At 55.5% G+C, this 12,848-nt stretch carries 9 protein-coding genes; 1 reads left to right on the forward strand and 8 read right to left on the reverse strand.

The features are described 5' to 3' along the window. Positions 1-80: 80 nt before the first annotated feature. From H7K52_RS01545 to apbE, 3 genes are all read right to left on the reverse strand, one after another. A complete protein-coding gene (locus tag H7K52_RS01545) occupies positions 81-1,733 on the reverse strand; it encodes a multidrug ABC transporter permease/ATP-binding protein (protein ID WP_039659748.1) in 1,653 nt (550 codons plus the stop codon). Positions 1,734-1,829: 96 nt separating this feature from the next. Then, positions 1,830-2,471 (reverse strand): DNA oxidative demethylase AlkB, encoded by a 642-nt coding sequence (alkB, locus tag H7K52_RS01550; protein ID WP_003854182.1) that lies wholly within the window; start codon positions 2,469-2,471, stop codon positions 1,830-1,832. Next, a complete protein-coding gene (apbE, locus tag H7K52_RS01555) occupies positions 2,471-3,520 on the reverse strand; it encodes an FAD:protein FMN transferase ApbE (RefSeq protein ID WP_003854184.1) in 1,050 nt (349 codons plus the stop codon). Before apbE ends, alkB begins: the two co-directional genes overlap by 1 nt. A 168-nt stretch (positions 3,521-3,688) precedes the next feature. Between apbE and H7K52_RS18840 the strand changes: the two genes are divergently transcribed. Continuing rightward, positions 3,689-3,799 (forward strand): hypothetical protein, encoded by a 111-nt coding sequence (locus H7K52_RS18840; protein ID WP_008926126.1) that lies wholly within the window; start codon positions 3,689-3,691, stop codon positions 3,797-3,799. Positions 3,800-4,160: 361 nt separating this feature from the next. Here H7K52_RS18840 and ompC read toward each other — a convergent pair whose 3' ends face one another. The 5 genes from ompC to H7K52_RS01580 form a co-directional block, all read right to left on the reverse strand. After that, a complete protein-coding gene (gene ompC, locus H7K52_RS01560; RefSeq protein ID WP_003854188.1) occupies positions 4,161-5,273 on the reverse strand; it encodes a porin OmpC in 1,113 nt (370 codons plus the stop codon). A 598-nt stretch (positions 5,274-5,871) separates the two neighbouring features. Further along, entirely contained in the window at positions 5,872-7,041 is a 1,170-nt protein-coding gene (locus H7K52_RS01565; RefSeq protein WP_008926127.1) for a beta-barrel domain-containing protein, read from the reverse strand. Further along, the gene (locus tag H7K52_RS01570; RefSeq protein ID WP_140033193.1) at positions 7,038-9,182 is read right to left on the reverse strand and encodes a type I secretion system permease/ATPase; all 2,145 of its coding nucleotides are present in this window, start codon (positions 9,180-9,182) and stop codon (positions 7,038-7,040) included. The genes H7K52_RS01565 and H7K52_RS01570 overlap by 4 nt, the downstream gene beginning before the upstream one ends. Positions 9,183-9,198: 16 nt before the next feature. After that, positions 9,199-10,554: a TolC family outer membrane protein gene (locus tag H7K52_RS01575; protein ID WP_003854194.1), complete on the reverse strand. Its 1,356-nt coding sequence runs from the start codon at positions 10,552-10,554 to the stop codon at positions 9,199-9,201. A gap of 303 nt (positions 10,555-10,857) precedes the next feature. Then, a complete protein-coding gene (locus H7K52_RS01580) occupies positions 10,858-12,792 on the reverse strand; it encodes an Ig-like domain-containing protein (RefSeq protein ID WP_182629565.1) in 1,935 nt (644 codons plus the stop codon). Positions 12,793-12,848: the final 56 nt, after the last annotated feature.

Raw genomic sequence — 12,848 nt, forward strand, 5'->3', positions numbered from 1 at the left:
ACGCTTACAGAAGTGTTAACACCGTGTTCAGCGACCTGCACGGAACTTAACGCGCTAGCTGCTGAGTGTGCCATCTGCCGTCAAAGCCCGGTATCGGTGCGTTTAACCGAGTCGAGCGTGGCGAGGTCGCGTTCATTACCGGTCAGCTCCGTCAACTGGCCTTCGCGCATCTCCAGCAGCCGATCGGCATGAATGAAGTAGTGATCGTCATGGCTGATAGCAAACACCGTTTTACCTGCCTGCTGCAACCACGGCAGCAGCTCACGATAGAAGATGCGTCGGAAATGTGGGTCCTGATCTGCCGCCCACTCATCCAGTAGCAGCACATCGCGTTCTTCTGCCACCGCCAGCAACAGCGCCAGTCGCTTACTCTGTCCTTTTGAGAGCCGCAGATTGAGCACTTTATTGCCTTCAATCTTCAGCTTGTCCTGCATCTTCAGCCTTTCCAGCCACTGCTGCACCAGCGCCGGATTGGCGGCAACGCCTTCCCGCCCGATTAACCGGTCAAACAGATGCAGGTCGGTAAAGACCGCGGAGAACTGACTGCGCCAGACATCCAGCTCGTCTGCCGTGATCGCTTTACCATCCAGCAGCAGCGTGCCGGACTGCGGTTGATACAGCCCGGTCAGCAGCATCGCCAGCGTCGATTTTCCGCTGCCGTTGCCACCAATCAGAAACACCAGTTCGCCCCGGCGCAGCGCCAGGTTAATCGGCCCGACCTGGAAGCCGTTGTCACCATAGTGAAAAGAGACGTCGCGCAGCTCCAGAGTTTGCCAGTCTGACGACGCCGATGGCGCGTGAAACCCTGCCTGATAAGGCGCGAGGTCAAAGGCGTTGAGCTTACGGAATGCGACCTGGGCGCTGAGCAACGTGGGTAACGCGCCCACTGCAGAAAGCAGCGGCGTGCGTAAGAACAGCAGCGTCAGGGAGAAAGTCGCGGCCACAGCAGTATTGGCCCAGCCCAGGCTGTTAGCCATGAAAAAGACCATGCCGATAGCGCCCAGGGTCATGATATTTGACCAGTTGACCGCACTCAGATGATAAGTATCGGCACGCACAATATGGTGACGCCAGGCGCGGGCATCTTCCTGATAAACCGTGTCATAGACCTGTTGCGCACGTGAGCGGTTAAGCTGTAACTCTTTACGCCCCTCAATCACCGTCTGGTAATCACGATAGAGGTTGTCTTCGATTTCGCGCAACTTTGCCATGTGCTGGTAAACCCGCGAGACCAGCATCCAGCCGCCCACCAGCGTCACACCCAGCCAGAGACTGGTCACCAGCAGCATTTTTGGTGACAGCCACGCGAGATAGATGGCTGAGCCGAGGGTAATGATTACGCCCTGAAACAGCTCCGGCAGACGCACAAAAGCCAGCGTAATTGCTCGCACGTCGCTGGTCAGTCCCGCCAGCAGTTGTGCACTGCCGAGTTGCTCGATGCGTTCAACCCGGCTATCAAGGATTCGCTTGATGAACTCGCCACGCAGTCGCCAGACAAACTGATGCCCGAGCATCGTCAGTGCCAGCTGCGAAGCCAGCGTCACCGCCATCAGCACCACCAGCTGCAACAGGAACTGCGGCAGCACCGCGAATGAGGTGTTGATGGCGACAATCATTTCGCGGTTGATAAAGGCGATCATGCCGATACCCAGCACGGCGCTTAACAACGTCAGGGCAATGACCCCGATAAAAGGCCAGCGAAACTGGCGAAAAACAACGCTTAACAACGTCATGCAGGCAATCCATCAGCTAAAAAACAGCCTGCAGTTTAATGGGATGCCAAATGATAGCAATAGTTATTCTCACCACGCCGTGACTGCCGTAGTGGGTTAAAAGGCGCGACGAAATGTCAGGTTATAACGCCAGGCGCCGGCCAGCGGATGCACGCCTGGCTTAAGCGGCAAAATGCCGTGGTAACGCAGGCGCGACGGCCCGCCCCACACCACAATATCACCATGCTCAAGCAGCACACGCTGGGTGCTGTCGCCCCGTTCGAAGCCACCGAACTGAAACACGGCCGGCAGACCCAGCGACACCGAAACGATGGGCTGGTGCAGGTCTTTCTCATCTTTATCCTGATGCAGCGTCAGCTTCGCACCCGGTTCATAGCGATTAAGCAGACAGGCATCCGGATTAAAGCCAGGAAAGCCCGCCTCCGCCGCGGCCTGCTGCGCCAGCTCGCGAAACAGCGGTGGCATGGGCGGCCATTTGCGGCCATTGAGGTTATCCTGCTGCTGATAATTGTAGCCGCGTGAATCCACCGACCAGCCAAAATCGCCGCAGTTGGTCATCGCCACCGACATGCGATGGCCACCCGGCGTAATGCGATGGGCAAAGGGGTTCTGATCCGCAATCGCCAGTATCTGCTGATACAGCGCCTCTGCGTCATCACGTGCGCGGCGCCGCAGGATCACGGCCCCCTCCGCCAGCGGCTCCTGCCAGGGTTGCTCTTCACTAAAAAGATCTAACATCAGGGTTCTCCGGATTCAGCGGGAATCAGAAAAGCAGCAAACTGCGGCGACATCCAGCTGACAAATTTATCGCCCTGCTTGCTGATCAGATAGACCGCCAGATGCTGTTCAATTGCCAGCGCTTTGGCTTTCTCGGTGCCGAGCACCATCAGTCCGGTGTCCCAGCCATCGGCTTCCAGCGCCGTGGTGGCAATCACCGTGGCAGAAACCAGTTTATGCTCAATGGGTCGTCCGGTAACGGGATCGATCACATGAGAAATGCGCTTGCCGTCCAGTTCATAATAGTTGCGATAACTGCCGGATGTACTGATACCGTGTCCCTGCAGACTCACGCGTGCCTGAACCGCATTCTCCTGATCGGTGGGTTTCTGGATCGCCACCCGCCACGGCTGCTGTTGCGCATTAAGACCCCGGCTCAGCACGGCACCGCCGACTGACACCAGATAGTTGTTGATACCGAGCTGCTCCATCAGCCGTGCCAGATGATCGGTGGCAAAGCCCTCACCCACCGTCGAGAGATCGACATAGAGCTCTGGCAAATCTTTCTGCAACCATTGTCCATCCGCACCCTGCAGCACTCTCAGATGCTGCAATCCGGTCTGCGCACGGGCGGCGGCAATTTGGGCTACATCCGGTGTATGGATGGGCTGTTTCGTCGGGCCAAAGCCCCATAAATTAACCAGTGGACCGACGGTAATGTCCATCGCCCCGCCGGTTTTACGGCCAATCCGCAGCGAGGTCGTGACAATGTCCGCCATGTTTTCACTCACCGGCTGCGGTGACAGGTCACGGCTCTGGTTAAAGCGCGATAACGCAGAGTCCGGCTTCCAGGTGGAGAGCTCGGCATCATCCGCGTCCAGCTGCTGCTGAATCCGCTGCTGTAAGGCCGCTTTACGCTTACTCTCAACACCCGCCAGGCTCACCCGCCAGACGGTGCCCATGGTTTTTCCTTCCAGCACCATCGCTGTTGTCGGTGCTGATTGATCACAGCCCGCCGCCGTCAGAATTAAAATCGACATAAACAGCAGATTAATCTTATAACTCATCATTCCTCGCCTGTAACACTTTATGAATAGCCACTACAAAGCATAAAGTTTGGGTAAATTCGCTTAAATAGAGTTGAATATTTCACTGAATCACGAGAGCATTCCCCGGTCATCTATCCTGATCCCGCCTCGCGACAGGGGATTAACATTAATCAAAGTAAGGAGCTACAGATGATCTATGCGATTCTGGTCGTTGCCCTGGGTCTGTTTGTTTACGGCAGTTATAAAGTTGTCGAACAGCGTCGTCATCGTCACATGACCCCTTCCCGGCCGCGCCAGTAACGGGCTTAACTGCACCTGATTGGGGCAATCGCTCCCTGACGTGCGCGGCAAGTGTATCAAAACGGGCGTAACGCCTGTGGCTGTGAGAGCGGTAAAGCTGGCATGAATTCTGCACTGTTGAAACAGTGTTTATCTCTGAGAGGTGCAGAATGAAAAATTCACAGAAGTGGCAGTCAGCATGGCATCACTGGTTGAGCTTTTCTGCTTTCACTCTGGCAGGCGTGGCATTTGAAGGCGCGCGGTTTGGCAGCGTTATGTCATCAGAAACAACGGCGCCGGAAGCAACGAAGTGGCCAAAGGCTGACGCGTTTAGCCCGGAAGATAACGCAGGAGCGCAGCCGTAACTGCGCTCCCTTATCACTTAGAACTGGTAAACCAGGCCTACACCCACCACGTCGTCGGTATTGATACCGGCCGCGTCGGTGAAGGCGTTGTCGTCCAGCAGGTTGATCTGGTAATCAACATAGGTAGACATGTTTTTGTTGAAGTAATACGTCGCGCCAACATCGATATATTTTTTCAGATTCTGTGTGCCCCAGTTCTGAACATCGGTGCCGCGTGAGGTCACGTACGCCAGAGATGGACGCAGACCAAAGTCGAATTGATACTGCGCAACCAGTTCCCAGTTATCCGCTTTATCCGCATAACCAAACGCTGAAGAGTCGGTGCTGCCGAAGCGGGTTGCGTTGAACGAGCGTGAGTACATCGCTGCCAGATAGACGTTGTTCGCGTCATATTTCAGACCGCCAGTATACACTGCCGCTTTATCGCCATGGCCGAGGATACCTGATGTTTCGCTGTTCTGGTCGTTGGTACGGTCAGACTGGAAGGTTGCCGCACCAATGCCGAAGCCTGAACCCAGATCATAGGTCGTGCTCAGACCCCAGCCGTCGCCGTTCTGGCCCAGCACGTCACGGCCATTCGGTGACTCGCTGCTGTTGCCATTCTTGCCCTGATACTGGACTGCGAAGTTCCAGCCATCCACCAGACCGAAGAAATTGTTGTTACGGTAGGTCGCCATGCCGTTACCGCGCTGATACATGAAGTTATCCGCGCCATAGGTATCGCCGCCGAACTCAGGCAGCACGTCAGTCCATGCGCCGATGTCATAGGCTACGCCGTAGTTACGACCATAGTCGAAGGATCCCGCATCACCAAATTTCACACCGGCGAACCCAACACGGGTAAAGCTGTCTGCTGTCCCCTGGTCTTCAGAGTTGTTTAGTGCTGCCTGGTATTCCCACTGGCCGTAACCGGTCAGCTGATTGCTGATTTCTGTTTCGCCTTTGAAGCCGAAGCGAACGTATGACTGGTCGCCGTCGGAACTGCTGTTGTCAGAGAAGTAGTGCAGGCCGTCAACTTTACCGAAGAGATCTAATTTGTTGCCGTCTTTATTATAGATTTCAGCTGCGTTTGCTGATCCTGCTGCAACCAGCAGTGCAGGAATCATCAGGGAGAGAACGCGACGTTTCATTTTATTACCCTCTGTTATATGCCTTTATAATTTGCCACTGCTAACTGAATGATTAAAAATTCAGCCGGCAGGTCATTGTTGTTTTATAGCGGGTAATAATCCACCAGGAAAATGCTACTAAATTTCCAAAACTGTTTCATCCATCGAAACAGTTATTTCATAATGTAAATAGCGGGGAACTAATAACCAGCACAGATCGGTAAAAAAAACCGCACAAATTGATACACCCCTTCCGATATCTTTGTTATCAACAGTTTACATCAGAGCATTCTGAAGCACTGAATGATAAAACTTATACGACATCTGGTAATAGAATAGACCCCGCTATCATCATTTATTCCATTATTACCTTCATTCTCCCCGAATGAGATGTACAACTTATTATTTCCCGCCGGACAATCTGTCCGGCATTTTTTTGCCTGTCATTCGCCGTCGCACTATATCTTCGTAAACATTTTTAACGTGGTTAAATTAACTTCACTCTGCTTCCGCACAGTTTGTTAAATTGCGCACACTTTGTGCCCGGATAGTCTGAATATCCGCCATGTTAATTTATCACCGTAATTAAGCAAATAAGCCTCTCAGCTGGACCGCATTTTCAGCGCTCGCGCAGCGATTCTTTGACTTTATTCAGTGGTTTAATCAGGTAATCCATGACGGATTTCTGACCGGTTTTAATCTCCACATTGGCCACCATTCCGGGCACAATCGGGAATTTTCGGCCAGCGCGGTTGGTCAGCTCGGCTTTCTGGGTACGAACGTAGACACGATAGTAATATTGATCACGTTTCACCTCATCCTGCAGCGTGTCTGGCGACACCGTTTCCACTTCGCCGTGCAGATCGCCATAAATAGAGGAGTCATAGGCGGTGACTTTCACGGTGGCGGCCAGTCCGGGCCGAATCCAGGCGATATCGCGTGGATTGATACGCGTCTCAATCAGCAGTTGATCCTCCAGCGGCACAATTTCCATCAGTTTACCGCCCGGTTCCAGTACACCACCCACCGTGGTGACCTGAATATCTTTGACGATGCCGCGCACCGGCGAGTAGAGCGTCGCGCGCGTCAGCTGATCCTCTTTGCCTGCGGCAACCTGCAACTGCGCATCCAGTTCCGCATTGTTTTTCACCTGCTCTTCGTGAGCGCGCACCAGATAGTCATTGCGCGCTTCGTCGATTTTGCCACGTAGATCGCTGACCTGACGACGCAGACGGATCACCTCAACCTGCCCTGCCGCGCCTTTCGCCACCAGCGGTTCGGTGAGCCGCAGCTCATCCTGCACCAGTTTCAGCGACTGCTGCAGGTTACTGATGGTTTCAGTGAGATTACGACGTCGCGACTCATAGAGCTGCCGCTCGCGCGTAACCAGATTCGGCTCCTTCAGCGTTTCGGCACTGAACTTCAGCGGCGTGCCCGACAGCTCCGCTTCCAGCCGCTCGGACGAGGCACGCAGCGTGCGCACTTTAGCCTGCGCTTCACCGAAATTTGACTGAAAGCGCGTTGGATCGAGGGTCGCCAGCACCTGCCCTTTCTCAACAATGTCACCTTCATGCACATTAAGCTGTTTGACGATGCCGCCATCCAGGCTGTCGATCACCTGCGCGCGGCTGGAGGGCGTCACTTTACCGGTGCCCACTGTGACCTCATCCAGAATGGCAAAGTGCGCCCAGATCAGAAATATCGCCAGCGCGGCGGTGCAGAGCCAGATAATCGCTGATGTCCGGCGCTCATGACGGGCAAGATCTTTATCAACAATCACCAGACTCATGCCACATCTCCTTTACCTGCCGTAGCAGGTGCAGTCGCGCGGCGCAGGATCTCGTCGCGCGGACCATCAGCGACAATGCGCCCATTATCCATCACCACAATACGATCGACCATTTTCAGCAGTGCCGGACGGTGCGTCACCAGCACCAGCGTCCGGCCGCTGATCCAGCCCTGCAGCTGACGAATCACATGCTCCTCCAGCTGTTCATCCATTGCCGCAGTGGGTTCATCCAGCAGCACCACCTGCGGCTGACGCAGGATCAATCGGCTCAGCATCACCATCTGACGTTGCCCGCCAGAGAGCCCGCGACCGCCTTCATTGATAATACGATCCAGGCTGGCGGCGTCCTGCTGGATCAGCGACAGTGCGCCGCTGATACGCAGTGCCTGCAGCATCTCCTGTTCGCTGGCATGGGGATTGCCCAGCATCAGGTTCTGCCGCAGCGTGCCAAAGAAGAGGCGGGAGTCATGCGACAGCCACCCGAGCTGACGGCGTAAATCAGTGGGATCGATACGCTCAATATCGACACCATCAACAATCACCTTGCCCTGACTGGCCTGTGCCTGACCGGCAAGAATCTTCAGCAAGGTCGACTTCCCTGCCCCGACCTTACCCAGAATGGCAATCTTCTCGCCGGGCTTGATCTGCAGCTGCTGCACGTTGAGCACATTTTTTTCATTCTCTTCGTCATAGCTGTAATGCACATTGCGCAGATCGTACTGGCCGGTGAGCGTCGGACAGTGCGCCAGCGTGGCGGCTTCAGGTTGATCGAGCGGCTTTTTCAGCAACTCATCCAGCCCTTTCATCGCCATTTTGGCGTGCTGCCAGCGTGAGAAGACCATGGTCAGCTGCATCAGTGGAGCGATAGTGCGGGATGAGAGCAGGCTACAGGCGACCAGCGTACCGGTGGTGATGTGTGAATCGAGCACCAGGTAAACCCCAAACACCAGCATCCCTGCATAGGTGAGCTGCTGCACCGTCGATGCCCAGCCGGTAAGGCGCGCGCCCCACAATCGCTGCTGATTGCTGATCGCGGCGCTGACTTCATGCGTCTGCTCCCACTGACGCTGGAAATAGGGTTCGGCCTGAAGCGCCTTGATATCCTCAATGCCTTCAATGGTCTCCACCAGCACGGCATTACGCAGCGCGCCCTCACGCAGCCCCTCTTTAGCCAGCCGCGCCATGGGAATCTGAACCAGCAGACCCGGAATGACGATCAGCGGGATCGCCGCCAGCGGAATCAGCACCAGCCAGCCGCCTATAAACGACATGATGAACAGGAACAGGATAACAAACGGCAGATCGGCCGCGGCACCAACCGTGGTCGAGGTCAGCAACTCGCGCACCTGGTCGATCTCACGCAGTTGCGAGATAAATGAGCCCGTCGATTTCGGCCGCGCCTCATTACGGATGCTCATCGCCCGGGCAAACAGCATGGCGGAAACTTTCAGGTCGATGCGTTTACCCATTAAATCTGAGACCTGGGTTCGCATCAGCCGGATAAGATATTCAATAGCCGCAGCAATCAGTACCCCGACAAACAGCACCCACAGCGTGGACTGTGACTGCGCCGGAATCACCCGATCGTAGACCTGCATCGAAAAGAGAATTCCGGCCAGTGCCAGCACATTACCGATCACCGACGCCAGTGAGATCTCGGTGATACGACGCCCCATGCCGCGAAAGTTTTTCCAGAACCAGTGTGGCTCATAAGGCTGAATGAATTCGTCGATGCGCGCATCACGGCCACGCGCCGCCACCCCAATCACGCCAACATCGCCCTGAGCACGTGTCAGCAGCTCCGATAAGGCGCTTTCACGCACCACATCGCCGCCTTCACTGAGCCAGTAACGCGCGCTGCCGTCCGCATCGATATTCTCCAGCACCGCTACGCTGGCATTTTCCAGCACCAGCACCACCGGCGTGATCTCCTGACGCCAGCGCAGTTTGTTCTGCGGCACCATGGTCAGATGCAGTCCCAGCAGGCCGGAGAGCCGCTCCAGCTGCTGTGACACCGGCAGATGTTCAAACCAGCGCATCTGCTGACGCAGGGTTTTGCCATCGGCAGGCTTACCGAATCGCGCGGCGACGCGCAGCATGGCGGCAATCCAGTTATCGGTGTTCAGGGTTAACGTACTCATGATTTTTGCCTTATCGCTATTGCAGCGAAGGAAGGAGATCGCCGCTGCTTTGCTGGCGATCGATACCCATGATATCGAGCAGATTGTCTACTGCGGCGGCATAGCGTACGGTGGCGTCCCAGCCATCGTAGAGCGCGGTGATACGTGAGCTGTCAGCCTGAAACACATCCTGTTCTACACTCAGCAGATCGTTCAGGCTGCGCTTGCTCAGACGATATTCATCGGCATAAACATTGCGGGTATGGTCGGCGCTGGCCAGCTGCACTTCCCCGGCAGCCTGCCGTTGCTGCGCGCCAATCATGTCGGCATAGGCGGTTGAGGCGTTCTGATTAATGGCGAGTTTGGCTTGCTGCACTGCAGCCTGCGCTGCCTCACGGTCGCCCTCCGCTGATTCAGTTTTGGCATTGACCATGCCACCCTGATAGAGCGGCGCTTCCACCTGCAGCTGCACTTCATCATCCCAGTAAGACTGGCGATCGTTTTCATAGCGGGTCCGGCCCGCCTGCACTTTGATGGTTGGCCAGTGACCGGACTGTGCCTGGCGTACCCGTTCACGGGCGGCCTCCTGTTTAGACTGTGCGCTGCGCACCGCCGCGCTGCTTTCATAGGCAATTTTGTCGAGGGTGATCTGCTGTTTCAGGAGTGCCTGGGGCAGTTCTGGCAGTGTGGCGGGCACCACACCGGTCAGTACAGTGAGTTGGGCGGTAGCGGAGCGCAGCTGGGCGCGATACTGCTCAAGCGTGGCCTGCATTGCGGCGATGCGGGTTTCCGCCTGCAGCACGTCTGACTGTGAGTTGAGCCCCGCATCGGCGCGCAGTTTCGCGATATCCCGCACCCGCTGCAGTGAAGCGATATTAGTGTGCGCGATGTCTGCCAGCGCCTGGTAGCGTTTGACTTCGAGGTAGGCCTGCAGCGTATCTTCCGCCACGGTGGTCATGGAGTCGAACAGGCCGAAGCGATAAGCCTCTGACAGTGCATGCTGTTCATCGATGGCGCTGCCGGTACGCCCAAAGTCGTAGAGCAGCTGGCTAAGCGTGATACCGCCGGAGCCATTGTTGTTGAGGCTCCCGGCGGAGTCAGTCTGATGGGAGCGGCCCGCCGCACCCTGTAGTGAGATCTGCGGATACCAGGCGCTGCGGGCGGCATCAAGATCGCCCTCGCCAACGTGGATCTGTGCCGCCGCTTCCGAGATTTTCGGATTACGGGCGAAGGCCCGGAGAATGGCGTCGCGCAGCGTTAAGCTGGCAATCTGTTCTTCGGTCGGCGCTGCGCGCCAGTTAAATTCTGCTTTGGGTAAGGGTGCGGAAAAGACCGCATTCACTGACACGCCGCTCAGGGCGCACAATAAAAAAGTTAACTGCGCTTTGTTCATTATCCATACCAACAGGGGGTTTTATCATCATGATGTTTTTCCTGGTGAACAACGCGAGCAAAAGGGATGACGATCAGATCCTGACAGAGTTATTGCATTATTTTATTTATGATTAACATCAGAGACACTAAATAACTATTAACATTATTAGATCATATTCTGTACTTATTCCTGTTAAATAGTGATGAAATCTTTAATATTCCGCCTGAATGAATGAAAATCAACCACCCAGCCACACCTGACCACTCCAGACAGGCTTAACAGACCTGCCCGGAAGTCAGTACTTTTACTAATGATTTAGCGTCACACTATCGGCTGTGCTGCCGGATGCTGCAACAGGTGATCGGCAAGCGTATAAGGCACATCTGAGAAGAGATGGCTCTCCTGAGGGAGGACAGCAACAGATGCCTGTGCCACATGCCCGGTCTCTGCCTGCTGAGTCTGACTAACGGTTTCCAGCAGCTGATCCAGCGTCTGCCCCTCTGTCAGGCTCGCCGTTTCGGTATGCGATGCCACCTGCACCGTCTGGCTGGCCGTCGCGATATTACCGGCGCTGTCTTTGGCGCTGACCGTCATCGGATATTCCCCCTCATCCAGTGGAGCCAGTTGTCCGGCCAGAATGGTCAGGGACCAGCCACCATCCGCTTTGACACTGGCGCTGTAATGCTGATCGCCCAGCGTTAATTCCACCAGGCTCCCCGGTTGCAGATTGCTGGAACTGCCCTGAATCAGATGCCAGCTGTTCACATCGGCAGCATCGATTTTGTTGTCGCCAAAGGCGATGTCCAGCGTCAGGGTTGGCCGCTGATGTACGGCAACGGTAAATAGCGTGTCCCAGCTTTGGGTATCGCTGTTGCCATAGTCATCCTGGCGATGGAAAGTGGCGGTGACCGGACCATCCGGCAGCGCCATAAGCTCGCCGGAGGTCATCGTGACCATGCCTTTTGCGTCAGGCTGGTAGGTTATCCCATTGATTTCCAGTGTTCTGCAGCCCTCAATATAGAAGCTCAGATCGTGCTGCGCTTCCTGATAGTTGAGGATCATGTCACCACCGATATCCATTTCGGTGTAGACCTGCTGTAAATCCGTATGGATATTCAGTTCATGGGTGACGTCGGTGTAGTTTTTTGCCCCATCAATGGACCAGGCACGGATTTCCCCGGCGCTGATAAAGGCGTTCACCTCCGCTGCCGGGATGATCACCTGCCAGTGTCCTTCCTGGCCCAGGGTGGCGTTATAATCTTTTCCGTTGGCGCCGCTGATAACCAGCTGATGGCCCGGCATGACGGTGGTCAGCATGCCGCTCAGCAGCAGATCCTGCTGGCTTTCCGCAAGGTTAATCACATCGTCCGCAGTAATCTTATCGAAGGTTATCTGTGGCAGGCTGCTCTGATGAGTGATCAGCGTCAAATCGTGAGAGTCAGTTGCCGTTTTTCCGTTGGGATCGGTCGCCGTGACGTTGAGGCTGTAAACGCCATCCGGCAGCGCGGTTAAATCACTTTCTGCAAAAGAACCGTACCATTTGCCGTCACTTTCCATGTGCGCGGTGGTGGTTTGCGTGCCCAGCGTTAGTTTCAGCACCGACCCCACCGGCAGGTGTGTTGCGCTGCCGCTAATCTCAACACCATAAATGCTCTCGGCAATACTCACCGCGTTGTCACCACTAACCGTATCCACGGTCAGTGTCGGTTTGATGGTGCGATCAGCATAGAGACCAAAATCGACGTCGGTAGTGGTACTGTGGCCCGCTTTATTGGTGAGGATCAGTTGCAGGCTGTGATTGCCATCCGGCACCCCTTTTAGCGCCTCAGCGGGCATAGAGGCGTTCCAGTAGCCCCACTTATTGACCGTACTGTGCCAGCTCTGGTCGTTAAAAGTCAGTGTCACTGTTGAACCCGCTTCACCTTCAGCACGCCCCCGCAGATGTACTGGCTTATGCGCTTCCCAGCTGGCGATAACGCCGTCCATGGCGATGGGTTCGTAAGGCCGTAGTGCCGGGGGAGATGAACTCTTCACCGTGGACAGCGTATTGTCATTAACCGGGCTGCTATGCAGCGATTCCGTGGAGAAAGTGCTGATTGGCAGGTTCAGGCTTTGCGTAGCCACCGGAAGGCTCAGGCTTTGCAGGGGAAGTGGCACGATGGCTGGCAGCGTGCTGTCGGTAACGGCAAAGTCGCTGACTGCCGTCTGGAAAATGGATTCAAGCCGGACAGAACGAAACGTATCACGTGTTGACATAGGTAACCTCAGTTCAGAACAGAAACGCAGACTAAAACGCCCGGATAAACCGGACG

Source organism: Pantoea hericii, from assembly GCF_014155795.1.
GTDB lineage: Bacteria > Pseudomonadota > Gammaproteobacteria > Enterobacterales > Enterobacteriaceae > Pantoea > Pantoea eucalypti.

Coding starts and splice junctions, on each gene's coding strand:
- H7K52_RS01545 (WP_039659748.1), bottom strand. CDS start 1,733: ATGACGTTGTTAAGCGTTGTTTTTCGCCAGTTTCGCTGGCCTTTTATC.
- alkB (WP_003854182.1), bottom strand. CDS start 2,471: ATGTTAGATCTTTTTAGTGAAGAGCAACCCTGGCAGGAGCCGCTGGCG.
- apbE (WP_003854184.1), bottom strand. CDS start 3,520: ATGATGAGTTATAAGATTAATCTGCTGTTTATGTCGATTTTAATTCTG.
- H7K52_RS18840 (WP_008926126.1), top strand. CDS start 3,689: ATGATCTATGCGATTCTGGTCGTTGCCCTGGGTCTGTTTGTTTACGGC.
- ompC (WP_003854188.1), bottom strand. CDS start 5,273: ATGAAACGTCGCGTTCTCTCCCTGATGATTCCTGCACTGCTGGTTGCA.
- H7K52_RS01565 (WP_008926127.1), bottom strand. CDS start 7,041: ATGAGTCTGGTGATTGTTGATAAAGATCTTGCCCGTCATGAGCGCCGG.
- H7K52_RS01570 (WP_140033193.1), bottom strand. CDS start 9,182: ATGAGTACGTTAACCCTGAACACCGATAACTGGATTGCCGCCATGCTG.
- H7K52_RS01575 (WP_003854194.1), bottom strand. CDS start 10,554: ATGAACAAAGCGCAGTTAACTTTTTTATTGTGCGCCCTGAGCGGCGTG.
- H7K52_RS01580 (WP_182629565.1), bottom strand. CDS start 12,792: ATGTCAACACGTGATACGTTTCGTTCTGTCCGGCTTGAATCCATTTTC.